19 protein-coding genes are annotated in these 23,341 nt (G+C 51.8%); 6 read left to right on the forward strand and 13 right to left on the reverse strand.

What is annotated here, in order from left to right:
• Positions 1 to 48: 48 nt before the first annotated feature.
• Positions 49 to 2,127 (reverse strand): TonB-dependent siderophore receptor, encoded by a 2,079-nt coding sequence (locus tag HMPREF2606_RS08955; RefSeq protein WP_070843551.1) that lies wholly within the window; start codon positions 2,125 to 2,127, stop codon positions 49 to 51.
• Between the two features lie 423 nt (positions 2,128 to 2,550).
• On the opposite strand from HMPREF2606_RS08955, the gene groES reads away from it, so the two are divergent.
• Together groES and groL are read left to right on the forward strand one after the other, a co-directional pair.
• A complete protein-coding gene (gene groES / locus HMPREF2606_RS08960; protein ID WP_003744509.1) occupies positions 2,551 to 2,838 on the forward strand; it encodes a co-chaperone GroES in 288 nt (95 codons plus the stop codon).
• 98 nt (positions 2,839 to 2,936) lie between these two features.
• The gene (groL, locus tag HMPREF2606_RS08965) at positions 2,937 to 4,571 is read left to right on the forward strand and encodes a chaperonin GroEL (RefSeq protein WP_070843552.1); all 1,635 of its coding nucleotides are present in this window, start codon (positions 2,937 to 2,939) and stop codon (positions 4,569 to 4,571) included.
• A 304-nt stretch (positions 4,572 to 4,875) separates the two neighbouring features.
• Here groL and katA read toward each other — a convergent pair whose 3' ends face one another.
• The 4 genes from katA to accB form a co-directional block, all read right to left on the reverse strand.
• Complete coding sequence (gene katA / locus HMPREF2606_RS08970; RefSeq protein WP_070713785.1) at positions 4,876 to 6,390, reverse strand: catalase KatA; 1,515 nt, start codon at positions 6,388 to 6,390, stop codon at positions 4,876 to 4,878.
• A gap of 304 nt (positions 6,391 to 6,694) precedes the next feature.
• A complete protein-coding gene (accC, locus tag HMPREF2606_RS08975) occupies positions 6,695 to 8,056 on the reverse strand; it encodes an acetyl-CoA carboxylase biotin carboxylase subunit (protein ID WP_070713782.1) in 1,362 nt (453 codons plus the stop codon).
• Positions 8,057 to 8,085: 29 nt separating this feature from the next.
• Positions 8,086 to 8,277 carry a YqaE/Pmp3 family membrane protein gene (locus HMPREF2606_RS08980; protein WP_003680299.1) on the reverse strand — a complete coding sequence of 64 codons (192 nt, stop codon included), beginning with the start codon at positions 8,275 to 8,277 and terminating at the stop codon, positions 8,086 to 8,088.
• A 71-nt stretch (positions 8,278 to 8,348) separates the two neighbouring features.
• The gene (gene accB / locus HMPREF2606_RS08985; RefSeq protein WP_070584624.1) at positions 8,349 to 8,804 is read right to left on the reverse strand and encodes an acetyl-CoA carboxylase biotin carboxyl carrier protein; all 456 of its coding nucleotides are present in this window, start codon (positions 8,802 to 8,804) and stop codon (positions 8,349 to 8,351) included.
• A gap of 355 nt (positions 8,805 to 9,159) precedes the next feature.
• Here accB and queA point away from each other — a divergent pair, with 355 nt between their 5' ends.
• A complete protein-coding gene (queA, locus tag HMPREF2606_RS08990; protein WP_070713778.1) occupies positions 9,160 to 10,188 on the forward strand; it encodes a tRNA preQ1(34) S-adenosylmethionine ribosyltransferase-isomerase QueA in 1,029 nt (342 codons plus the stop codon).
• A 178-nt stretch (positions 10,189 to 10,366) separates the two neighbouring features.
• On the opposite strand, the gene gyrB is transcribed toward queA, so the two are convergent.
• The 4 genes from gyrB to HMPREF2606_RS09015 form a co-directional block, all read right to left on the reverse strand.
• The gene (gene gyrB, locus HMPREF2606_RS08995; RefSeq protein ID WP_070647255.1) at positions 10,367 to 12,757 is read right to left on the reverse strand and encodes a DNA topoisomerase (ATP-hydrolyzing) subunit B; all 2,391 of its coding nucleotides are present in this window, start codon (positions 12,755 to 12,757) and stop codon (positions 10,367 to 10,369) included.
• Between the two features lie 194 nt (positions 12,758 to 12,951).
• Positions 12,952 to 13,839, reverse strand: a complete 888-nt coding sequence (gene prmA / locus HMPREF2606_RS09005; protein WP_070584631.1) for a 50S ribosomal protein L11 methyltransferase — start codon at positions 13,837 to 13,839, stop codon at positions 12,952 to 12,954.
• A 90-nt stretch (positions 13,840 to 13,929) separates the two neighbouring features.
• A complete protein-coding gene (gene dapB, locus HMPREF2606_RS09010) occupies positions 13,930 to 14,739 on the reverse strand; it encodes a 4-hydroxy-tetrahydrodipicolinate reductase (RefSeq protein WP_049322641.1) in 810 nt (269 codons plus the stop codon).
• Positions 14,740 to 14,748: 9 nt separating this feature from the next.
• A complete protein-coding gene (locus HMPREF2606_RS09015) occupies positions 14,749 to 15,144 on the reverse strand; it encodes an outer membrane protein assembly factor BamE (protein ID WP_003682810.1) in 396 nt (131 codons plus the stop codon).
• A 151-nt stretch (positions 15,145 to 15,295) separates the two neighbouring features.
• On the opposite strand from HMPREF2606_RS09015, the gene fur reads away from it, so the two are divergent.
• The 3 genes from fur (at position 15,296) to dapD (ending at position 17,701) form a co-directional block, all read left to right on the forward strand.
• Positions 15,296 to 15,793, forward strand: coding sequence for a ferric iron uptake transcriptional regulator (fur, locus tag HMPREF2606_RS09020; RefSeq protein ID WP_003682812.1), 498 nt, complete (start codon positions 15,296 to 15,298; stop codon positions 15,791 to 15,793).
• 77 nt (positions 15,794 to 15,870) lie between these two features.
• Positions 15,871 to 16,596 (forward strand): leucyl/phenylalanyl-tRNA--protein transferase, encoded by a 726-nt coding sequence (gene aat, locus HMPREF2606_RS09025; protein ID WP_070843593.1) that lies wholly within the window; start codon positions 15,871 to 15,873, stop codon positions 16,594 to 16,596.
• 283 nt (positions 16,597 to 16,879) lie between these two features.
• Entirely contained in the window at positions 16,880 to 17,701 is an 822-nt protein-coding gene (gene dapD / locus HMPREF2606_RS09030; RefSeq protein WP_004520923.1) for a 2,3,4,5-tetrahydropyridine-2,6-dicarboxylate N-succinyltransferase, read from the forward strand.
• Between the two features lie 190 nt (positions 17,702 to 17,891).
• On the opposite strand, the gene HMPREF2606_RS09035 is transcribed toward dapD, so the two are convergent.
• The 4 genes from HMPREF2606_RS09035 to HMPREF2606_RS09050 form a co-directional block, all read right to left on the reverse strand.
• Positions 17,892 to 18,686 (reverse strand): glycosyltransferase family 8 protein, encoded by a 795-nt coding sequence (locus HMPREF2606_RS09035; protein ID WP_070713774.1) that lies wholly within the window; start codon positions 18,684 to 18,686, stop codon positions 17,892 to 17,894.
• A 38-nt stretch (positions 18,687 to 18,724) separates the two neighbouring features.
• A complete protein-coding gene (gene rmuC, locus HMPREF2606_RS09040) occupies positions 18,725 to 20,527 on the reverse strand; it encodes a DNA recombination protein RmuC (protein WP_070713771.1) in 1,803 nt (600 codons plus the stop codon).
• A 1,027-nt stretch (positions 20,528 to 21,554) separates the two neighbouring features.
• Positions 21,555 to 22,919 (reverse strand): tRNA uridine-5-carboxymethylaminomethyl(34) synthesis GTPase MnmE, encoded by a 1,365-nt coding sequence (gene mnmE / locus HMPREF2606_RS09045; RefSeq protein ID WP_070843553.1) that lies wholly within the window; start codon positions 22,917 to 22,919, stop codon positions 21,555 to 21,557.
• Between the two features lie 125 nt (positions 22,920 to 23,044).
• On the reverse strand, positions 23,045 to 23,275 hold the full coding sequence (locus HMPREF2606_RS09050; RefSeq protein WP_049344313.1) for a helix-turn-helix domain-containing protein: 231 nt from the start codon (positions 23,273 to 23,275) through the stop codon (positions 23,045 to 23,047).
• Between the last annotated feature and the right edge of the window lie 66 nt (positions 23,276 to 23,341).

Raw genomic sequence — 23,341 nt, forward strand, 5'->3', positions numbered from 1 at the left:
CGCCGTCTGAAAACTTCTGCTTTCAGACGGCCTTTTCAAGCTGATTGCTTAGAAGCGGTAGTTCACACCCAAGCGGACATCGCGGCCGATACCGGGTAAGGTTTCACCGCGTTGGCTGTGCGGATAGTAGAACTTGTTAAACACGTTGTTGACGGCAAAGTTGACATTGAGCGTGTCTTTGCCCAGGGGTTTCCAGTTGGCGAATACATCGTTCACGCCGTAGCCTTTACGTTTGACTTCACCCTTGTCGCGTACCAATACTGAACCGGAGGCTTTTTGGAGGTAACGACCACGCCAGCCGATTTCCAAATTCGGATTTTGGAAGCGGTAGGAGAGGGAGGTCGTCCAAGTGCGGCCGGTTTGTACGGCAAATTCGGGGTTTTCGCTTAACAGTTTTTTAGGATGGGTGTCGTAGATGCGCGGTTTGCTGTGGCTGACGCCGACTTTAGCCAGCAGGCCACCTGTGCGGTAGGATGCGCCCAATTCATAGCCATGGTTTTTGATGTAGCCCGCATTGGCAGTTTCTTTAAATGCCGCGCCGTGGCGGTCTTGCGGATTGGCGATGGCGTCGCTGATTTTTTGCCAGAAGTAGCTGCCGTTTGCGGCAAATGTACCATCGTTGTAGTTGAAGCCGATTTCGGTATTGCGCGCGCGTTCGGCTACTGTGCCGTCTGCAATGGAAACGATGCCTCGGCGGCCGTGGGTCAGCAGCGCGTCGTACAGGCGCGGGCTGCGGCTGGCGTAGTTGTGACTTGCGCTGAAGCTCAAGTTTTCGGCAGGTTGGTAAATTACGCCCAGACTCGGGTTGACTTTGCCGTCTGAAACCGATTTGCCGTCATGGGTTTTGACCTCGAAATGGTCGTAACGCAGACCACCGGTCAGGGTAACATCGCCGATATCTTGGATGGCTTCGACATACACGCCGTAATCGGTTTTGGTCGGGTTGGTCAGGCTGTATCCGCGTACCAGACGTTGCAGGGCGGCATCGGTGTTGGTGTATTGCGAATTCAGGAAGGCATGGGGTTTGATTTCCTGATGGCGGTAGTTGACACCGTATTTCAACAGGGTTTTTTCGGCAAGGCGGCTGTCGAAGTTGATATTTGCACCTTTGGTGGTGATTTTGGTTGTGGTCGGGCCTGCCACATTGCCTGCGTAGCCGTTACCTTTGTCATCGGCAGAATAGCGCTCGTTTTCCAATACATAGGCGTTGGCATTCAGTTTTTCGACAAAGCCCAGGTTTTTACCCGTGTACTCTAAGTTGGTGTTGGATTGGGTAGTTTCGCGGTAAATGGGTGTATTGTCAGCTTTCCTGCCGTCCGGACGGGTAAAGGCCTGCCAACCGAATTCTTCTCGGATGAAGCGTTCGCCACGGTGTTGATCCTGCATATGGCTTAAGACAATGCGGTGGTCGTCGAAGGTTGCACCAATTTTGGCGAGGTAGCTGCGTTTGTCCAATCCGCTTTTTAAGACTTTGTTTGCACCGTATTGGTTGGTGTAGCCTTTACCTGCTTTGTAATCTTTTTCATCGTTGCGGCTGTAAGAGAACAAACCGTCGAAGTTGCCGGCTTTTCCGAACACGCTGGCACCGTAGTTTACGCCGTCATTGCTGGCATAACCGCTGCTGAGGCGCACGCCCCAGTTTTTATCCAAACCTTTGAGCAAGTCTTCGGCATCGACGGTTTTGGTAATAATCGCGCCGTTGGTCGCACCGATACCGGCAGATGCCGAGCCTGCGCCTTTCTGTACGGAGACGATTTTGACCAGCGCAGGGTCGATGATGAAACGGCCTTGGTGATATAGTATTTGGCTGTCGGAATAGGCGTTGTCCACCTTAATATCTACTGAGTTCTGTCCCATGCCGCGCAGCGTCAGGAATTGGGACGTGCCGTTGCCGCCGCCGAAATCGATGGCAGGTTCTTCTTTTAACAATTCGCGCAAATCGGTTGATGTGCTTTCGTCTTTTTGACGAAGAGTGACGATATTGGTTTTGATCTTGCTGCCTTGGCGGTCACCTTTCACGGTAACAGTATCAAGGGTAACGCTTTCTTTCGCTTCGTCTTCCGCGTGGGCAAAGCCGGCGGCGAGTGCCAGTGAAAGCAGGCTGAATCGGAACAGGGGTGAAGTCATAGAAATTTCCTTTTGGGGATAAGTTTAGTTCTTCAACAAAAAATATTTATTAATAATAATTTCTATTTATTATTTTAAAGCTAGGATATTATTTTGTAAAGGTGTGCATAGGTTTGTACTTAACAGTGTCTTTCTCTGATTGGGACGTTTGGCGTTTGCTTTTGGTAAAAGGCCGTCTGAAAAAATTTGCCAGTTTGGCCGGCGTGGAAAATAGGGAAAGAGGGTGAGAAATTATCGTGTCTGTTTTCAGACGGCCTTAAATAGAAAATTTTTACATTATTCTCTTGAATTTATCGGGGCGAACCCTAATTTGTCGCTGTGTTCAGGTAAGTTTGTCGACAAACTTGCCGCCTACTTTTTCAAACCGTATCTGCCGGATGAAGGCAGATGATTGTTTTCAAACTATTTATCGGAGCATAAAACATGACTATCCGTCCTTTACACGACCGCGTCGTCGTCAAACGCTTGGAAGCTGAAGAAAAAACCGCCTCTGGCATCGTTTTGCCGGGTGCGGCCGCTGAAAAACCCGATATGGGCGAAGTGATCGCCGTGGGTGCGGGCAAAATCGGTAAAGACGGCGCGCGCCGTCCACTGGATGTCAAAGTCGGCGACAAAGTGATCTTCGGCAAATACAGCGGCCAAACTGTAAAAGCCGACGGCGAAGAGCTGTTGGTAATGCGTGAAGAAGATATCTTCGGTATCGTTGAATAATTGTTGAATTAAGTTTCAGAACCAAAGGCCGTCTGAATCAAACATGAAGTTTTCAGACGGCCTCGAACAGATTTTTAATATTGATTTGGAGAATTTAAATGGCAGCAAAAGACGTACAATTCGGCAATGAAGTTCGCCAAAAAATGGTAAACGGCGTCAACGTATTGGCAAATGCCGTACGCGTAACTTTGGGCCCTAAAGGCCGCAACGTGGTACTCGACCGCGCTTTCGGCGGCCCGCACATCACTAAAGACGGTGTGTCTGTTGCAAAAGAAATCGAATTGAAAGACAAATTCGAAAACATGGGCGCGCAAATGGTGAAAGAAGTGGCGTCTAAAACCAACGACGTAGCCGGCGACGGTACCACTACTGCAACCGTATTGGCGCAATCCATCGTTGCCGAAGGCATGAAATACGTGACCGCCGGCATGAACCCGACCGACCTGAAACGCGGTATCGACAAAGCCGTTGCCGCTTTGGTTGACGAGCTGAAAAACATCGCCAAACCTTGCGACACTTCTAAAGAAATCGCCCAAGTCGGCTCGATTTCCGCCAACTCTGACGAACAAGTCGGCGCAATTATCGCCGAAGCGATGGAAAAAGTCGGCAAAGAAGGCGTGATTACCGTTGAAGACGGCAAATCTTTGGAAAACGAGCTGGACGTGGTTGAAGGTATGCAGTTCGATCGCGGTTACCTGTCTCCTTACTTCATCAACGACGCTGAAAAACAAATCGCTGCTTTGGACAATCCGTTTGTATTGTTGTTCGACAAAAAAATCAGCAACATCCGCGATTTGTTGCCTGTTTTGGAACAAGTGGCCAAAGCCAGCCGTCCGCTGTTGATTATCGCTGAAGACGTAGAAGGCGAAGCCTTGGCGACTTTGGTGGTAAACAACATTCGCGGCATCCTGAAAACCGTTGCCGTTAAAGCCCCTGGCTTCGGCGACCGTCGCAAAGCCATGTTGCAAGACATCGCCATCCTGACCGGCGGTGTGGTGATTTCCGAAGAAGTCGGCCTGTCTCTGGAAAAAGCGACTTTGGACGACTTGGGTCAAGCCAAACGCATCGAAATCGGTAAAGAAAACACCACCATCATCGACGGCTTCGGCGACGCAGCCCAAATCGAAGCGCGTGTTGCCGAAATTCGCCAACAAATCGAAACCGCAACCAGCGAATACGACAAAGAAAAACTGCAAGAGCGCGTGGCTAAATTGGCCGGCGGTGTGGCAGTGATCAAAGTCGGTGCCGCTACCGAAGTGGAAATGAAAGAGAAAAAAGACCGCGTGGAAGACGCGCTGCACGCTACCCGCGCAGCCGTTGAAGAAGGCGTGGTTGCAGGCGGCGGCGTAGCCCTGTTGCGTGCCCGTGCCGCTTTGGAAAACCTGCACACCGGCAATGCCGACCAAGACGCAGGCGTACAAATCGTCTTGCGCGCCGTTGAATCCCCGCTGCGCCAAATCGTTGCCAACGCAGGCGGCGAACCTAGCGTGGTTGTGAACAAAGTGTTGGAAGGCGAAGGCAACTACGGTTACAACGCAGGCTCCGGCGAATACGGCGACATGATTGAAATGGGCGTACTCGACCCTGCCAAAGTAACCCGTTCTGCACTGCAACACGCCGCATCTATCGCCGGCCTGATGCTGACCACAGACTGCATGATTGCCGAAATCCCTGAAGAAAAACCTGCTATGCCTGATATGGGCGGCATGGGTGGTATGGGCGGCATGATGTAAGGCCGTCTGAAACCTTCAGACAAAAAGCAAAACCGCACGGTAATCAGCCGTGCGGTTTTTTATTTGCCAGTAGAAGCGTGAGATGGTGAGGGGGTATGCCATGATTTGCAGAGAAATAAGGGTAGCCAGTTCAATTTAATTAGAAGTAATCAAATAAACTTCATCATCAAAAAAGGCCGTCTGAAACTTTATTTTATGTTTCAGACGGCCTGCTTAATGATTTAAACCGTTACTTTTTGCCCGAACGGCTGTATCGGACAGCTTGAGACAAGATTTCTTCAATTTCTATCCACATAATGCCTCCTTACAGTAAACCAGGTTGACCTAAAGCCGGGTCGTTAGCTCGTGCCGCTTGAGCATCTTCGACAGTCAGTCCAAGGGCTTTGGCTACGCCTTCACCGTATGCCGGATCGCAACGGTAGCAGTTGCGGATGTGGCGGTATTTGATGAAGTCTGGTGCATCGCCCATGGCTGCGGCGGTGTTGTCGAACAAAGCCTGTTTCTGTGCGTCGCTCATCAGATTGAACAAAGCACGCGGTTGGCTGAAGTAGTCGTCATCGTCTTGGCGGTAGTCCCAGTGCGCTGCGTCGCCGTTGATTTTCAAAGGAGGTTCGGCAAAGTCGGGTTGTTGCTGCCATTGGCCGAAGCTGTTGGGTTCGTAGTGCGGCAGGCTGCCGTAGTTGCCGTCGGCGCGGCCTTGCCCGTCGCGCTGGTTGCTGTGAACGGGGCAACGTGGACGGTTGACGGGGATTTGGCGGAAGTTTACGCCCAAACGGTAGCGTTGCGCGTCGGCGTAATTGAACAAACGCGCTTGCAGCATTTTGTCGGGGCTGGCGCCGATACCGGGTACCAGGTTGCTCGGTGCAAAGGCGGATTGTTCCACATCGGCGAAGAAGTTTTCGGGATTGCGGTTCAACTCAAATTCGCCCACTTCAATCAGCGGATAGTCTTTTTTCGGCCAAACTTTGGTCAGGTCGAAGGGATGATACGGCACTTTTTCCGCATCTGCTTCAGGCATGACTTGGATGTACATCGTCCATTTCGGAAACTCGCCGCGTTCGATGGCTTCGTACAAGTCGCGCTGGTGGCTTTCGCGGTCGTCGGCGATGATTTTTGCGGCTTCTTCGTTGGTTAGGTTTTTAATGCCTTGCTGGCTGTGGAAGTGGAATTTCACCCAAAAACGCTCGCCCGCTTCGTTCCAGAAGCTGTATGTATGCGAACCGAAGCCGTGCATATGGCGGTAGCTGGCGGGGATGCCGCGGTCGCTCATGACGATGGTGACTTGGTGTAGGGCTTCGGGCAGCAGCGTCCAGAAATCCCAGTTGTTCGTGGCGGAGCGCATATTGGTGCGCGGGTCGCGTTTGACGGCTTTGTTCAGGTCGGGGAATTTACGCGGGTCGCGCAGGAAGAATACGGGCGTGTTGTTGCCGACCATATCCCAGTTGCCTTCTTCGGTATAGAACTTCAACGCAAAGCCGCGGATGTCGCGTTCCGCATCGGCTGAGCCGCGTTCGCCTGCCACGGTGGTGAAACGGGCAAACATCTCGGTTTTTTTGCCGACTTCGCTGAAGATTTTGGCGCGGGTGTATTTTGTGATGTCGTGTGTTACGGTAAACGTACCGAACGCACCTGAACCTTTGGCGTGCATACGGCGTTCGGGGATGACTTCGCGCACGAAGTCGGCGAGTTTTTCATTCAGCCATAAGTCCTGCGCCAGCAGTGGGCCGCGTGGACCTGCGGTCAGACTGTTTTGATTGTCGGCAACAGGCGCGCCGTTGTTCATGGTCAGGTGGGTAACAGGGCATTTGGAGGTAGTCATGATGGTTTCCTTTGCAAAATGGTCAGTGGTTTATAAAACGATTTGCCGGAAGGCATATTCGTAGCCGGTTTCTTGGCATTCATAAATTTCTTGTATCGACATTTTATTTCCTTTTGCTGTTAACTATTAAAACAACTATACAGAAAGGTTTTAACTATTGGAACTATGAAACCGATTTAGAGTAGATATAATAAATCAATTATTAAATATCATTAGTTTTAATAAATAATTTGATTGTGAAAAAAGGCCGTCTGAAACTTTATTTTGTGTTTCAGACGGCCTTATTTTTAGTCAAAACAAGGGATTATTTATCCAGTTTGGCTTTGCGTTCTTCCAACCAATGTTCCAAGTAGTGGATGCTGACACCACCTTTTTGGAAACCCGGATCGCTGAACAAGTCGCGGTGCAGCGGCGTATTGGTTTTGATGCCGGTAATCGCCAGCTCGGCAAGGGCTACGCGCATTTTTGCTATGGCTTGGTCGCGGTCTTTACCGACGACGCAGATTTTGCCGATCAGGCTGTCGTAGTAAGGAGGGATGCGGTAGCCTTGGTAGATGTGGCTGTCGACGCGGATGCCGAAGCCGCCGGGCAGGTGGCAGCTTTCAATCAGGCCCGGGCTTGGAATGAAGTTGTACGGGTCTTCGGCATTGATACGGCACTCAAACGCGTGGCCTTCGACTTGAATGTCTTCCTGTTTGTATTGCAAAGGTAGGCCGGATGCGATGCGTAATTGCTCTTGGACGATGTCAACGCCGGTAATGAGCTCGGTAACCGGATGCTCAACCTGAACGCGTGTGTTCATCTCGATAAAGAAGAATTCGCCGTCTTCGTACAGGAATTCAAACGTACCTGCGCCGCGATAGCCGATGCGTTTGCAAGCGTCGGCACAGGCTTTGCCGATTTTGGCGCGTTCTTCTTCAGTGATGAACGGGGCCGGTGCTTCTTCGATGACTTTTTGGTGGCGGCGCTGCATGGAGCAGTCGCGCTCGGCGAGGTAGATGGCGTTGCCGTGTTCGTCGGCAATCACTTGGATTTCGACGTGGCGCGGACGTTGCAGATAGCGTTCCATGTAAACCATCGGGTTGCCGAATGCCGCGCCTGCTTCGGCTTTGGTCATTTCGACAGACTGGAGGAGGTCTTCTTTTTTCTCGACGACGCGCATACCGCGACCGCCGCCGCCGCCGGAGGCTTTGATAATGACGGGATAACCGACTTTATCGGCGATTTTGAGGATTTCTTCGCCATCGTCCGGCAATGCGCCGTCAGAACCGGGAACGCAAGGCACGCCGGCTTCGATCATGGCGTGTTTGGCGGATACTTTGTCGCCCATCAGACGGATGGTGTCGGCTTTAGGGCCGATGAAGACAAAGCCGGATTGTTCGACTTGTTCGGCAAAATTGGCGTTTTCGGCGAGGAAGCCGTAACCTGGGTGGATGCCGTCGGCTTCGGTTACTTCGGCGGCAGCAATGAGGGCGGGAATGTTGAGGTAGCTTTGTGCAGATGCGGCAGGGCCGATGCACACGGATTCGTCGGCGAGTTTGACGTGCAGGCTGTCTTTGTCGGCTTCGGAATGGACGGCGACGGTGGCGATGCCCATTTCACGGCAGGCACGCAGGACGCGCAGGGCGATTTCGCCCCGGTTGGCGATCAATACTTTTTTCAGCATGATAATCTTTCCGGATGGTTCAGACGGCCTCAGCGGCCGCCTAATGCGTTGCGGATTTTCTGGTCGGTTTTGTATTGGCTCAAGGCGTAAACCGACCACATGGCTGCCGGTATCCAGCCAACCAGCGTACACTGCAGAATCAGACAGATGATGCCTGCAAACGGACGGCCGATGGTGAAAAACTGAAGCCATGGCAAGAAAATAGCCAAAATCAGACGCATGGTTTGTCCTTAATGAACAGAAAAAGGAATTTCAGACGGCCTTGAAGATAAAGGCCGTCTGAAAAAGCGGATTATTCAATGATAAAGAGCGGCTCGCCGTATTCGACTGGGGTACCGTTTTCAACCAGAATTTCTTTAACGACACCGGATTTCTCGGCTTCGATTTCATTCATCAGCTTCATGGCTTCGATAATGCACAAAGTATCGCCGGCTTTTACTTGTTTACCTACTTCAACGAAAGCTGCGGCGTTCGGGCCGGGAGCGCGATAGAACGTACCTACCATAGGCGATTTTTGCGCGTTGGACAAATCGCGAGCGGCAGGGGCGGCGGCCGGAGCGGCTGCGGCCGGAGCAGCAGGGGCGGCAACCGGAGCGGCTGCGGCAGGTGCCGGAGCAGCATAAATAGGCGCTGCGGCGGCAGTGGTACGCGTAATGCGGACTTTTTCTTCGCCTTCGGTAACTTCAATTTCTGCAATGCCTGATTCTTCGACCAAATCAATCAGTTTTTTTAATTTACGCAAATCCATTGCTTTTCCTTTTTAGCGCGGCATAAAGTGCATATTGGGTATGCGCCGCTGTGGTTTTAGATGATTTCCTGAGACGTCGGAAGGTAGGTTTGCCATCCGGCGTTTAAATAATGTCGGAACAGGGCGGAGCCTGAGAAATGAATCTGGTTATTTTCCCGAACTTGTCGGTAAATGTCCAGTAAAAGATAGAAAAAAGGCGTTTTTCGGCGAAAAAAGAAAGGAACGCTGATTTTCGTTAAAAAGTGATTTTTTCAAGAGCGTTTATTCTAATTTATTGGTTTTTCGACAAAACATGCCGTCTGAAAACCAACTTTGCGCGTATAATGGCGCCTGTTTTTTTAAAGTATGCACGACAATGGATATTTCCGATTTTGATTTTGAATTGCCCGAAAAACTGATTGCTCAGCATCCTCCGGAAGTGCGCGGCAGTAGCAGGCTTCTGGTTGCCTTGCCTACATTGCCGATTGAAGACAAACATTTCGGCGATTTACCCGATTATGTCGCTCCGGGCGATGTGCTGGTGTTTAACAATACCAAAGTGATGAAGGCACGCCTGTTCGGTCAAAAAGCCAGTGGGGGCAAAATCGAAGCCCTGATTGAACGGGTATTGGACGCGCATACCGCATTGGCGCATATCCGCTCGTCCAAATCGCCGAAACCGGGTACAGAATTGATTTTTGAAGGCGATATCCGTGCCGTCATGATGGAGCGCGCGGAAGAATTGTTTTGCCTGAAATTTAAAGGCGAGCAAACCGTTTACGAACTTTTAGAGCAAAACGGCCATCTGCCCTTGCCGCCTTATATCGAACGCGCGGCCGATGATGAAGACGACAGCCGCTATCAGACCGTGTACGCCAAGTATCAAGGCGCAGTGGCCGCGCCGACGGCAGGTTTGCACTTTACCGATGAGTTGTTGGGCCGTCTGAAAGCCAAAGGCGTAGAAACCGCGGAAGTAACCCTGCACGTCGGTGCCGGAACATTCCAACCCGTGCGCGTCGATAAAATTGAAGAACACAAAATGCACAGCGAGTGGTTTGACGTACCAGCCGAGACCGTTGCTGCCGTTGAAGCCGCCAAAGCGCGCGGCAATAAGGTGTGGGCGGTGGGCACAACCTCCATGCGCGCCTTGGAATCCGCCGCACGCGAAACAGGCCGTCTGAGAGCCGGTCGCGGCGATACCGATATTTTCATTACGCCAGGCTACCGCTTCAATGTTACCGACCGATTGATTACCAACTTCCACCTGCCCAAATCAACCTTGCTGATGCTCGTCAGCGCGTTTTCGGGCATGGAGCATATCCGCAGCGTTTACCGTCATGCGGTGGAACAGGAATACCGCTTTTTCAGCTATGGCGATGCGATGATTTTGGGGAAAGTGGAATAAATTTGAAGCGGATTGGAGCGTTTCAAACTGGTTATTTGGGTTGTCCCGAATCTGAATCAGTTGAAATGCTCTATTAAAACACGCGAAGTTGTTGGGATTTTAGTTGTAAGAAATAAAGTACAAAAACAAAAAGGCCGTCTGAAAATAGTTTTTCAGACGGCCTTTTATCTTTCCATGCTTAGGCGTCGATGTTTTGTGCCAGCAGGGCGTTGTTTTCGATGAAGGCGCGGCGCGGTTCGACTTCGTCGCCCATCAGGGTGACGAACACTTCGTCGGCGGCGATGGCGTCTTCGATGCGGACTTTCAGGAGGCGGCGGACGGTAGGATCCATCGTGGTTTCCCAAAGTTGTTCCGGGTTCATCTCGCCCAAGCCTTTGTATCGTTGGATGGACATGCCTTTTTGGGCAACGCTCATCAAGATGTCCAAAGCGCCTTCAAAGCTGTCGATGTCGTATTCATTGTCGCCTTTGTAGAGCTTCGCCCCTTTGCCGACCATGCCTTTGAGTGCGGCGGCGGTTTGGGTAAGGGTTTGGTAGGCTTTGCTGTTGAGGAACTTAGGCTCGAGGTAGCTCACCATCACATTGCCGTGCAGCTTGCGTGTGATTTTGATGAACTGGTGTCCTTCGTGGCCTTCGATGCGTTCGAGTGCGACTTCTTTTTCGTCCAAGAGGCCGCTCAATTCAGCAACGGCGCGGTCTGCGCTTTCTGCTGTGCTGAGATCGACCGGCGAAGCATGCAGCATGGCATGCAGGACGAGTTCGTCAATGATGCGGCTTTCTTGCTCGATGACGGTTTTGGCCAACAGGAATTGTTTGGCGGTATTGGCAAGCTCTTCGCCTTCGATGGTGCGGCCGTCTGAAACGATTTTGGCTTTTTCCAAGGCCAAGCCGAGCAGCCATTGGTCTTTTTCCAATTCGTCTTTGAGATAGCGCTCTTGTTTGCCGTATTTGGCTTTGTACAAAGGCGGCTGGGCGATGTAGATGTAGCCGCGTTCGACCAGCTCGGGCATTTGGCGGTAGAAGAAGGTCAGGAGCAGGGTGCGGATGTGCGCGCCGTCCACGTCGGCATCGGTCATGATGATGATGCGGTGGTAGCGCAGTTTTTCGGCATTGAATTCTTCTTTGCCGATGCCTGCGCCTAGAGCGGTGATCAGCGTGGCGACTTCTTGGCTGGCCAGCATTTTTTCAAAACGTGCTTTTTCGACGTTCAAAATTTTACCTTTGAGCGGCAAAATCGCTTGGAATTTGCGGTCGCGGCCTTGCATGGCGGAACCGCCTGCAGAGTCGCCCTCGACGAGGTAGAGTTCGGACAGGGCAGGGTCTTTTTCTTGGCAGTCGGCAAGTTTGCCCGGCAGGCCCAAACCGTCCATCACACCTTTGCGGCGGGTAATTTCGCGTGCTTTGCGGGCGGCTTCGCGCGCGCGCGCGGCATCGACGATTTTGCTGGTGATGATTTTGGCTTCGGTCGGGTTTTCTTCAAGGAAGTCGGTCAAGGCTTGGTTGATGACTTCGTTGACAACGGGGCCGATTTCGCTGGAAACCAGTTTGTCTTTAGTTTGCGATGAGAATTTCGGGTCGGGCAGTTTGACGGACAAAACGCAGGTCAGGCCTTCACGCATATCGTCGCCGGCGGTTTCCACTTTGGCTTTTTTGGCCACTTCGTTGGCTTCGATATAGTTGTTGATGGTGCGGGTCATCACTTGGCGCAGCGCGGTCAAGTGCGTACCGCCATCGCGTTGCGGAATGTTGTTGGTAAAACATTGCACGCTTTCTTGGTAGCTGTCGTTCCATTGCATCGCGCATTCGACGCTCATGCCGTCTTTTTCGCCGAACGCGTAGAAGATTTTTTCGTGCAACGGCGTTTTTTTGCGGTTCATGTATTGCACGAAGCCGGCCACGCCGCCGGAGAGGGCGAAGCTTTCGTGTTTGCCGTCGCGTTCGTCGGTCAATTCAATGTCCACGCCGTTGTTCAGGAACGAAAGTTCGCGGATGCGTTTGGCGAGGATGTCGAAGCTGTATTCGACATTGCCGAAGGTTTCGCTACTGGCGAGGAAGCGTACGGTTGTGCCTTTTTTGTCGGAATCGCCGACAACCTTCAACGGCTCTTCGGTTTCGCCGCGTACGAAGCGGACGAAGTGTTCTTTGCCGTCGCGGTAGATGGTCAGCGTTACCCAGTCGGACAGCGCGTTGACGACGGACACGCCCACGCCGTGCAGGCCGCCGGAGATTTTGTAGCTGTTGTTGTCGAACTTGCCGCCCGCGTGCAATACGGTCATGATGACTTCGGCGGCAGAGCGTCCTTCTTTCGGGTGGATGCCGGTCGGCATACCGCGCCCGTTGTCGGCCACGCTGACGGAATTGTCGGCATGGATGGTTACGGTGATTTTGTCGCAATGTCCGGCGAGCGCTTCGTCAATGGCGTTGTCGAGCACCTCGAACACCATGTGGTGCAGGCCGCTGCCGTCCTGCGTGTCGCCGATATACATACCGGGGCGTTTGCGTACCGCTTCCAAGCCTTCCAGCACTTGTATGCTGTCGGCGCCGTATTCTTCGTGTTTTTGGTCAGTCATGGTCTTTTCTTGCTGAATTTCAAGGAATTTTTCCGTGCGCGCAATGAAATGTCAAACGGGCGCGGCGGATGTGTTCCGAAAGGTCAAAATAATAGGCAATTATACCTGATTTTGCTGGAATATTCAGCGTTTTAAGTGCAAAAAGGCCGTCTGAAAGATTAAATTTCAGACGGCCTTTGTATCGGAAAACGGGTTTAGCGTTTGACACCGCTCAATCGCGCCCAGCCTTCTTCGATTTCGGCAGGCTCAATGTCGAACCATTGACTGTAAATGCCGCTGAGTTCTTCGACTTGTTCGTCCAAAAGGCCGGATAAAACAATGCGGCCGCCTTGTTTGGTACGCGCGGCAAGCATTTCGCCGAGCATACGCAACGGATTTGCCAGAATGTTGGCGACAACGACATCAAATTGGCCTTGCGGCAAGCCGTCCGGCAGGTAGAACTGCGCATCGACGTTGTTTTGCGCGGCATTGTCTTTACTGGCGCGGATGGCTTGTTCGTCAATGTCTACGCCGATGGCGGAGCCTGCGCCGAGTTTGAGGGCGGCAATGGCCAAAATGCCTGAGCCGCAGCCGTAGTCCAATACGCTTTCGCCGCCTTTGAGCTGCGTGTCCAGCCATTTGAGGCAGAGGCGGGTGGTTGGATGGCTGCCGGTGCCGAAGGCAAGGCCCGGGTCGAGTTGCAGGTTGACGGCGTCGCCGTTGGGCGCTTCGTGCCAAGACGGGGTAATCCACAGGCGGTCGGAAATTTGAATTGGGTCGAATTGCGCTTGGGTCAGGCGCACCCAGTCTTGATCTTCAAGGATTTCGCCGGTGTATTTCAAATCGTTCAAACTGCATTCCTGCGCGGCGGCTTCGATAATGGAAGCGGCATCGTCGCTTTCGCCGAAAAGGGCGATGACTTTGCTTTGTTGCCAGATTTGTTCGGTCGGCATGCCCGGCTCGCCGAAAATGGCCTGCTCGTTTTCTGTACCGGCGTAGGCATCTTCAATGGCGGCGGACAATGCGCCGTGTTCCATCAGCGCGTCGGCAAGGCGTTCGGCGACAGCATCGTTGACGTTGATGGTGATTTGTTGATAGGACATAGTGGGGCTTTCTTTTTTAATAAGGCCGTCTGAAAATCGACGTTGTGCTTTCAGACGGCCTTGTAAGGTATGAAACCTGATGATGCGGGTTTATCGGTTTTTCAAACCCAGTACGTCTTGCATATCGTACAGACCTTTTTTGCCGTTTGCCCAAACTGCGGCGCGTACAGCACCGGCGGCAAAGGTCATGCGGCTGCTGGCCTTGTGGGTGATTTCCACGCGCTCGCCGTCGGTGGCGAAGAGGGCGGTGTGGTCGCCGACGATGTCGCCTGCACGGACGGTGGCAAAACCGATGGTGGACGGATCGCGTGGGCCGGTGTGGCCTTCGCGGCCGTAAACGGCGCATTCTTTGAGGTCGCGGCCGAGTGCGTCGGCAATGACTTCACCCATGCGTAACGCGGTGCCGCTTGGGGCATCGACTTTGTGGCGGTGGTGGCCTTCGATGATTTCGATGTCGTAGCCTTCGTTTAATACGCGGGCGACGGTGTCGAGGATATGGAAGGTCAGATTGACGCCGACGCTGAAGTTGGCTGCGAAGACAACGCCTGTTTTCTCGCCTGCGGCTTGGATGGCGGCTTTGCCTGCGTCGTCGAAACCGGTGGTGCCGATGATGATGTTGACGCCTTTTTCCACGCATTTTTGCAGGTGTTTCAGGGTTGGCTCGGGACGGGTAAAGTCGATGAGGACATCGCTTTGAGCCAGTACGGCATCCACGTCGTCTGAAATGGCAACGCCGGTTTTGAGGCCGGAGGCGAAGCCTGCATCCAAACCCAATACTTCCGAACCGGAATGTTCGAGTGCGCCGGAGAGGACAGTATCGGGATGGTTGTTGACCGCTTCAACCAAAACGCGACCCATGCGGCCGTTGACGCCGGCAATGGCGATTTTCAATGCGCTCATGGGGCTTCCTTATTGCGGCTTGGTTTCGGTGGTCGGAACGACGTTTTGTCCGGCTTGAACCGCTTCGATGGATTTTTGAATGGCATCGCCTTCGGCGCGTGCGAGGACGTCGTTTTCAAAGTACAGGGTCAGGTTGCTTTGTTCTTTGATGATGCCGTTGCGGCTGGTGTTGAAAGTGTAATCCCAGCGGTCGGCATGGAAGGCGTCGCGCAGGAGCGGCGTACCGAGCAGCAGTTGGACTTGGTCGCGGGTCATACCTTGGCGCAGGGAAACCACGGCGCGGGGATTGAGCTCGTTACCTTGAATGATTTTGAGTTTGTAGGATGGAAAGTTGGATACGCGCTCGGCACTGCATGAGGCCAGACCTAAAATAGCGGCGATGGCAAGGCATAAGGCTTTATTCACGGGCTTACCTTTCTGTGTCATTTCGGGAAAGATGTTTATCATCGCTTGAATATTTTTAAAAAGCAAACGATAATCATCTTCTTAATTTTTCTTTTCGCCGATTTTCAATTGCAAGACCGGCGGCAGATTGCCGCCCTTTAACGGCCCAATAGTGGGCAAACGGGCGGAAAGTGCGTATTATAACGGTTATTACCTTACAGGGATATTGAATATTATGGAAAAATTCAGCAACATTGCGCAATTGAAAGACAGCGGTTTGAAAGTTACTGGTCCACGTTTGAAAATTTTGGACTTGTTCGAGACTCATGCCGAGGAGCATTTGAGTGCGGAAGATGTGTACCGTATCCTGTTGGAAGAGGGCGTGGAAATCGGCGTGGCGACGATTTACCGTGTGCTGACCCAGTTTGAACAGGCCGGCATTTTGCAACGCCACCATTTTGAAACCGGCAAAGCGGTTTACGAATTGGACAAAGGTGACCACCACGACCACATCGTCTGCGTGAAATGCGGCGAAGTAACCGAATTCCACAATCCGGAAATCGAAGCGCTGCAAGACAAAATCGCCGAAGAAAACGGCTACCGCATCGTCGATCACGCGCTGTATATGTACGGCGTATGCGGCGAATGCCAAACCAAAACCAAACGTTAATCAGTTTGTATGTTGATTTTTCAGACGGCCTTGGGCATTTTCAGCCTGAGGCCGTCTGAAACTTTATGGGCTTTGCGATGAAGATTCCTTTTCTTGCGCCACGGGATTATCGTTTCCCCGACCCGTCTTATGCTTTGGCAGAATGTGACGGCTTGGTCGGCGTCAGCGGCGATTTGGATACGGGGCGGCTGTTGTCGGCGTATGGGCAGGGGATTTTTCCGTGGTTTAGCCGCTACGGTTGGTTTTTCTGGTATGCGGTTGCGCCGCGAGCCGTGATTGTGCCGGGAAGCCTGCATATCGGCCGTTCGCTCGCCAAAACTTTGCGTCACAAGCCGTATCGGGTAACGGTCAACCGCTGTTTTGAGAAAGTGATTGCCCATTGTGCCAATGTGCCGCGTCCGGAACAGGACGGAACGTGGATAGAACCTGCGTTTCAGACGGCCTATTTGAAGCTGTACCATCAGGGGCATGCGCATTCGTTTGAATGCTGGCTGCCGGATGAGCAAGGCGAAATGCAGTTGGCAGGCGGGTTTTACGGCGTGCAAATCGGCTGCGTGTTTTATGGCGAATCGATGTTTGCCTTACGTCCCGATGCGTCCAAGATTGCGTTTGCCTGCGCCGTCCCGTTTTTGGAGGATTTGGGCGTTGCGCTGATAGACTGTCAGCAGGATACCGAACATATGCGCCGTTTCGGTTCACAGTTGATGGATTTTGCCGACTTTCAGACGGCCTTGAAGGGTTGGAACGCGAAACCGTTAAGGCGGAATATCGAATGCGGCGTGGTGGCTGAAAATCTTCTGTAAAAGATTGGCGGCGAAGATTGATTTATCGGCACGGCGTGTCGGCAGAAGCGATAGTCTGTATATCGTAGCTGGAAAATTAGTTAGAAAATTAATGCGATTCAATTCACTTGAATAGGCCGTCTGAAAATCTTGGTTTAACCGAAATCCTGCAGTGTAATGCTCGGCGCTCATCATGTTAATAGCTGACGAAATCGCTTTTACATGGCAAAATAACGAGTTAAATATTTGTAATAGGGCGGCCTGAATAGGTTTCAGACGGCCCTGATCTCTTGAAGGAATCAACATGTCTTTGCAAAACATCATTGAAACGGCTTTTGAAAACCGTGCCGAAATCAATCCGAATACCGTTACCCCAGAAGTGCGTGAAGCGGTTTTGGAAACCATTCATCAACTCGACTCCGGCAAACTGCGCGTTGCCGAGCGTTTGGGCGTGGGCGAATGGAAAGTCAACGAATGGGCGAAAAAAGCCGTATTGCTGTCTTTCCGCATTCAGGACAATGAAATCCTCAACGACGGTGTGAACAAATACTTCGACAAAGTACCGACTAAATTTGCCGATTGGTCTGAAGACGAATTCCGCAGCGCAGGTTTCCGCGCAGTTCCGGGTGCCGTTGCCCGCCGCGGCAGCTTTGTAGCGAAAAATGTCGTGTTGATGCCTTCTTATGTCAATATTGGCGCATACGTTGACGAAGGTGCGATGGTCGATACTTGGGCGACTGTCGGCTCTTGCGCGCAAATCGGTAAAAACGTGCACTTGAGCGGCGGCGTCGGCATCGGCGGCGTACTCGAGCCTCTGCAAGCCAGCCCGACCATTATTGAAGACAACTGCTTCATCGGTGCGCGTTCTGAAATTGTTGAAGGCGTGATTGTCGAAGAAGGCAGCGTGATTTCTATGGGCGTGTTCATCGGTCAATCCACCAAAATCTTTGACCGTACGACCGGCGAAATCTATCAAGGCCGCGTACCGGCTGGTTCGGTTGTCGTATCTGGCAGCATGCCTTCCAAAGACGGCAGCCACAGCCTCTACTGCGCAGTTATTGTCAAACGCGTGGACGCGCAAACCCGTGCGAAAACCAGCGTGAACGAATTGTTGCGCGGTATCTAATCGGATAACGATGATGCCGACTGAGGGTGGGGGCAAAGCCTGCTTTACGGTCGGGTGTGAACACAAAACAGGCAGAATGTTCTGCCTGTTTTTTATGGCTTAAAGGCCGTCTGAAGCGATTTCAGACGGCCTTTTGTTTTTGATGATGGGTTGTTTAAGAGTCATCGAAGGAGAGGGGCTTTGCCTGAAATTATGCTTTCGGCCAGTCGGCGCAATAGTATTGCCAATAGACTTCGATAAAAGGAATTTCGCCGTAATCGCACAACCAAGGTTTGGCGCGTGTGGTGTAGTGGATAACGGGCGGGACAGTGTCGGGTTTGGGGAATACTTCGCCGAGGTTTCGTTTTTGGAAGTATTCGACTGCGCCGGTTTGGAAGTTCCAAGATTCTTCTAGTTGCAGCCAGTTTTTTTGAAATACGGTGTTTAGAAAGCATTGGTCGCCGTAGGGAACGGATTTGTCAATGGTGGTAGCAGTTTGCAGCAGTTGCGCTGCGATATTGTGTTCCCGCCATTGCGCCAGGTCGACCAACAACATACCGGAATTGAAATAGGGCGTAGTGTGCAGGCCGGTCGGGTGATTCCATTCGGTACGGGCAAGAAAGGAGTCTTGTACCGCTGCAACGGGATAACCGCGCATATCGAGGTTGAACAAATCATGCAGGGATTGGGTAACCACCATATCGCTGTCGAGATACAGGGCGCGATCGACAGGCAGATGTTGCATCATCAGACGGAAAAATGCGGCATCCGAAATATGGGGTAGGCGGCGATATTGGCTGAAGTCCATCTCGATTTTGACATCATTCAGACGGCTGCCGCTGGCTGCGAGCTTTTGGTTGGTATAGTCGATCCATTCCCGCCTGAAGGTATTGTGCATGAGGTAGAAATTGACATTTGTGTTGTGAGTACAGATGGATTTCATCAGGGTATGAACTTGCTCGGCATAGCCGGTATCGGCGGCAAGGACGATGGTGATGTTGCTCATTGGTTAAATTCCCTTTATTTGCAATGTCTTAAGTTTTATCAGTCATTTTCTTGGTCTTGCGCGGTCGGCAAGGTGGCGTGGTCTTCGTTTTCCGACATGGCTTTTTCTAATAAATCGCGTTGCAGCTGTTTGCCGGCTTTGATGCCCAATTTGCGCAGTTTTTCGGTGCTGCTGATGAGATTGCCCCTGCCGGAAACCAAGCGGCCATAGGCCGTCTGAAATTGGGATTGAGCCTGACCAAGCGCTTTATTGATGCCGTCCATGCTTTCGACAAAGCCGACAAATTTGTCATAGAGTTTGCTGCCTGCCTCGGCAATCGCCAGCGCGTTTTGGTTTTGCTGCTCGTTGCGCCAGATGTTGGCAACGGTGCGCAGGGTAGCGAGCAGGGTGCTGGGGCCGGTCAGCATGATGCGTTTGTCGAAACACTCTTGGAAGAGGTTTGGATCATGTTGCAGGGCGAGGAGGTAGGCCGGTTCGACAGGGACGAACATAAAGACGAAGTCCAGCGTTTTGACGCCCTCAAGGTCGGTGTAATCCTTCGCTGCCAAGCTTTTGATGTGGGCGCGGATGCTGGCGACGTGGTTGGCAAGCTCGCGTTCTGCTTCTGCGCCGGTGCTTTGCGTATAGCGGACGTAGGCGGTCAGCGATACTTTGGAGTCGATGACGATTTGTTTGTTGTCGGGCAGATTGATGAGGACGTCGGGCTGGAGGCGGCGTTGGGTGCCGTCTGCTTCGTGGCGGACGCTGGAAGCTTGGACGATGTATTCGCGGCCTTTTTGCAGGCCGGAATTTTCCAATACGCTTTCCAAAATCATCTCGCCCCAGTTGCCTTGGGTTTTGTTTTGCGTGCCGGTCAGCGCGGTGGTCAGCGCTTTGGCATCGTGGTGGAGCTGGGTGTTGAGTGTTTGCAGGCGTTTGAGCTCGTTTTCGATGGTCAGGCGTTCTTTGGCTTCTTTTTCATAAGTCTGCTGAACCAGCTCGCTAAAGCCGTGGATGCGTTCGTTGAGCGGATTGAGCAGTTGTTGGAGATGGTCGTGGTTTTGCTCGGTAAAGCGGCGGCTTTTCTCTTCCAGAATAGTGTTGGCGAGGTTTTGGAACTGGTCGCTCAGGTTTTTACGCGCATCTGCCAGCAGGGCCAGTTTTTCTTCGGCAGCCTGACGGTCTTTTTCCGATTGGGTGTTGAGGCGCTCGTTTTGGACTTGAAGCGCGTGATTTTGCTCCAAAAGGGCGGCGTATTCTTGTTTCAGACGGCTTTTTTCGGCTTCCTGTTGCTGTAAAAGGCTGTTTTTGTCGTCGATATTGGCTTTTTCTTGCGTCAATTGTGTGGAGAGGCGTTCGTTTTGGACTTGCAGCGCATGGTTTTGCTCCAACAGCGTGTCGTAGTCTTGTTTCAGACGACCTTTTTCCGTTTCCTGCTGTTGCAAAAGCGTATTTTTATCCGCACTCAATGCTTGTTCTTGAACCAGTTGAGTGTTGAGGCGTTCGTTGTTGATTTGCAGGTTTTGCGCGCTTTGCTGCCATTTTGCACATTCGTGTTTTAAAGCTTCGGCTTCGGCCTCGCAATCTTGCAGATAGGCAATCTGTTTTTCGGCTGCGGCAAAGCGGTTGCCCGTTTCCTGCAATTCGTCTTGCAATTCCTGCACGGTATGGCGGCTTTGCGCCAAGTCCGCCGCAGTTTGAGCCTGCACCTGTTCGGCAAACTCATGCAGGCGGCGGCTTTCGGCCAATTCTTGCAAAACAATAAAGTGTCGGCTTTGGGCTTGGTAGCGTGTTATCAGCCAAGCAAACAGCGCGCCGATAAAAAATGCGGCCGCGCCGGTCAGAATTAGGGTGTTGTTCATGCTGGAAATAGTCAATACGCAGAATGTTTCACTATATCATATATTTGCAGCGCATTTTATGGTCGGATATGCGCTAGAAGCGTGTGTTTTCTTTAAAGGAAGCTATCAAAGGTATTGGTTTTGACTAAGTGAAGATTTGGACTGTGAAAAAGATAGATTTATAACATTTTGAATTTAAAAATATATTTAATTTAGAGTGCGATTTTGCAACAAAAAAGGAGGGATTTTATGGGCGCAGTCAGATACGTTTGTAGTGTGTATGTAATTAAGACATCGGTGTCATTGAAAAAGACATCGGTGTCATTTTCAAAACAAAATATAAATTAACTAAAACATTTATTATGTATATTTTTAGCATTTTATCTTTACGGAAAGGTTGTATTAATTAACGATTAACACAGTATGATTCGTCCTGTCGGCAACGTAGATGCCGGCGAAAAAATGTGTATGTTGTTAAATAACATTTTGTATCTATGAAAAAGGGCTACTTAAAATGGGACATTTAATAACACTTGCCGCCGCTTCTTTAATCGGCATGTCGGGGATACCGGCCTCCGCCCTCGGCGTTGCCTACAATATTGAAACGGTAGTACACAAATAATTCAATCATAAACGAATTGATGACAATACCTCAGAAAACGCAACTTAGGCCGTTTTTCGGCCGACAGACAAGAAAGTGAGACAAACAATGAAAACTTTAATCAAACTGGCAGCAGCCTCTTTAATCGGTATGTCTGGCCTGACCGTCGGTGCAACCAATATCGCCCACAATATGGCTGATGCCGACAAATAAAAAATACACAACACACCCTTAAATACACAGAAAAGAGTTAAAATGAAAACATTAATTAAATTGGCCGCAGCTTCTTTGATCGGCATGTCTGGTTTGACAGTTGGCGCAACCAAAATCGCAAAAAATATGGCAGAAGCTGCCAATAAATAAACGCAAGTGAAATTAAGCTTGTTTTGGTGATAAAAAAGGCCGTCTGAACATTCAGACGGCCTTTGTATTTGATGGCAAACCGTTTTATTTGCCGATGCAGAAGCGCGAGAAAATCACGCCCAGCAAATCGTCGGCGGTAAATTCGCCGGTGATTTCGCTGCACGCGTTTTGGGCGAGGCGCAGGTGTTCGGCGAAAAGCTCGATTTGGTTGTTGTTGCAGAGGGCGGCATTTTCCAGCTCGGCGTCGGCTTCGTGCAAGGCATTGAGGTGACGGCTGCGGGCGAGGAACAGGCTTTCGCTTTCGCCCTGCCAGCCGACTTCCTGCAACAGCGCGTGTTTGAGCAAGTCGAGACCCGCGCCGGTTTTGGCGGACAGGCTGATGACGGTGTCCGCGCTAGTTTGCGCGAGGCCGTCTGAACGGACGGCGACGGGTTCGCCGGTCAGGTCGGCTTTGTTGTGGATTTCGATTTTTTTCAAACCTTCGGGCAGGCTGTTCAAAATGGCTTGGGTTTTGGCGTTCACGCCTTCTCGCGGGTCAATCAGAATCAGGGCGACATCGGCTTCGGAGACGGCTTTGCGGCTGCGTTCGATGCCGATTTGTTCGACCACGTCGTCGGTTTCGCGCAAGCCGGCGGTGTCGATGATGTGGACGGGTACGCCGTCGAGGGTGATTTGTTCGCGCACGGTGTCGCGGGTGGTGCCGGCGATGTCGGTTACGATGGCGATGTCGTCACCAGCCAAGGCGTTGAGCAGGCTGGATTTGCCGACGTTGGGTGCGCCAACGAGGACGACGTTCATGCCTTCGCGCAAAATCGCGCCTTGTTCCGCGCTGGCGAGCACGGTTTTCAGACGACCTTGCAGGGCTTGGAGCTTGCCGCGCGCGTCGGCGGCTTCGAGAAAATCGATGTCTTCTTCGGGGAAGTCCAGCGTAGCTTCGACCAACATCCGTAAGGTAATAAGGTCGTCCACCAGCTCGTGTATGTGTTGGGAAAACGCGCCTTTGAGCGAACGCAACGCCATGCGTGCGGCGGACTTGCTGGAGGCGTCGATAAGGTCGGCGACGCTTTCGGCTTGGGCAAGGTCGAGTTTGTTGTTGAGGAAGGCGCGTTTGGTAAATTCGCCCGGCTCGGCCATGCGCGCGCCCAGTTCGAGGCAGCGCGAGAGCAGCATGTCCATTACGACGGGGCCGCCGTGTCCCTGCAATTCAATCACGTCTTCGCCGGTGAAGCTGGCGGGGGCGGCGAAGTAGAGCAGGATGCCGTTGTCTATCGGCTGCCCGTCGCCGCCGAGAAAGTCGGTGTAAAGCGCGGTGCGCGGTTTGGGTGTTTTACCGCCGCTGAGGGTTTGCGCCAAAGGCAGCAGGTTTTTGCCGGAAAGACGGATCACGCCGACGCCGCCGCGTCCGGGGGCGGTGGCGATGGCGGCGATGGTGGGTTGGGTTGCGGACATGAGAACTCGCGTATAGATAAATTTAATGTGCGTATTATAGCAAAAGGCCGTCTGAAACTTTGGGTTTTGGGGTTTCAGACGACCTTTTTAGCAGATTGGCAATGTGGGCGTACTACTTGAACGGTTCAAGTATTTTTAATTTCCAAATCATCCGGTAGTAAGTCGTGTACGGAACAGTTTAAAGCAGAAGACAGTTGATATAGTTTATCAACCGTTATGTTGACCTCCCCCCTTTCTATTCTACCCATATAGCTTCTGTCTATATCGGCAAGTAAGGCTAAGCTTTCTTGGTTGATATTGGATTGTTTGCGGATTTCTCGGATTTTTATACCTATCAAAACACTGATTTTACTCATGAGATTTGTCTTCACAAATCTCAAAATATCCAATTTTGACGCTTATTTATCCACGGATTATAATCC

The organism is Neisseria sp. HMSC070H10 (assembly GCF_001837635.1).
Lineage (GTDB): Bacteria > Pseudomonadota > Gammaproteobacteria > Burkholderiales > Neisseriaceae > Neisseria > Neisseria subflava_A.

What these genes read in the sequence shown, in the direction of transcription:
- aat (WP_070843593.1), top strand. Translation starts at nt 15,871, where the DNA reads ATGAAGATTCCTTTTCTTGCGCCACGGGATTATCGTTTCCCCGACCCG.
- groES (WP_003744509.1), top strand. Translation starts at nt 2,551, where the DNA reads ATGACTATCCGTCCTTTACACGACCGCGTCGTCGTCAAACGCTTGGAA.
- accB (WP_070584624.1), bottom strand. Translation starts at nt 8,804, where the DNA reads ATGGATTTGCGTAAATTAAAAAAACTGATTGATTTGGTCGAAGAATCA.
- HMPREF2606_RS08955 (WP_070843551.1), bottom strand. Translation starts at nt 2,127, where the DNA reads ATGACTTCACCCCTGTTCCGATTCAGCCTGCTTTCACTGGCACTCGCC.
- groL (WP_070843552.1), top strand. Translation starts at nt 2,937, where the DNA reads ATGGCAGCAAAAGACGTACAATTCGGCAATGAAGTTCGCCAAAAAATG.
- prmA (WP_070584631.1), bottom strand. Translation starts at nt 13,839, where the DNA reads ATGTCCTATCAACAAATCACCATCAACGTCAACGATGCTGTCGCCGAA.
- katA (WP_070713785.1), bottom strand. Translation starts at nt 6,390, where the DNA reads ATGACTACCTCCAAATGCCCTGTTACCCACCTGACCATGAACAACGGC.
- HMPREF2606_RS08980 (WP_003680299.1), bottom strand. Translation starts at nt 8,277, where the DNA reads ATGCGTCTGATTTTGGCTATTTTCTTGCCATGGCTTCAGTTTTTCACC.
- HMPREF2606_RS09035 (WP_070713774.1), bottom strand. Translation starts at nt 18,686, where the DNA reads ATGAGCAACATCACCATCGTCCTTGCCGCCGATACCGGCTATGCCGAG.
- mnmE (WP_070843553.1), bottom strand. Translation starts at nt 22,919, where the DNA reads ATGTCCGCAACCCAACCCACCATCGCCGCCATCGCCACCGCCCCCGGA.
- dapD (WP_004520923.1), top strand. Translation starts at nt 16,880, where the DNA reads ATGTCTTTGCAAAACATCATTGAAACGGCTTTTGAAAACCGTGCCGAA.
- HMPREF2606_RS09050 (WP_049344313.1), bottom strand. Translation starts at nt 23,275, where the DNA reads ATGAGTAAAATCAGTGTTTTGATAGGTATAAAAATCCGAGAAATCCGC.
- accC (WP_070713782.1), bottom strand. Translation starts at nt 8,056, where the DNA reads ATGCTGAAAAAAGTATTGATCGCCAACCGGGGCGAAATCGCCCTGCGC.
- gyrB (WP_070647255.1), bottom strand. Translation starts at nt 12,757, where the DNA reads ATGACTGACCAAAAACACGAAGAATACGGCGCCGACAGCATACAAGTG.
- queA (WP_070713778.1), top strand. Translation starts at nt 9,160, where the DNA reads ATGGATATTTCCGATTTTGATTTTGAATTGCCCGAAAAACTGATTGCT.
- dapB (WP_049322641.1), bottom strand. Translation starts at nt 14,739, where the DNA reads ATGAGCGCATTGAAAATCGCCATTGCCGGCGTCAACGGCCGCATGGGT.
- rmuC (WP_070713771.1), bottom strand. Translation starts at nt 20,527, where the DNA reads ATGAACAACACCCTAATTCTGACCGGCGCGGCCGCATTTTTTATCGGC.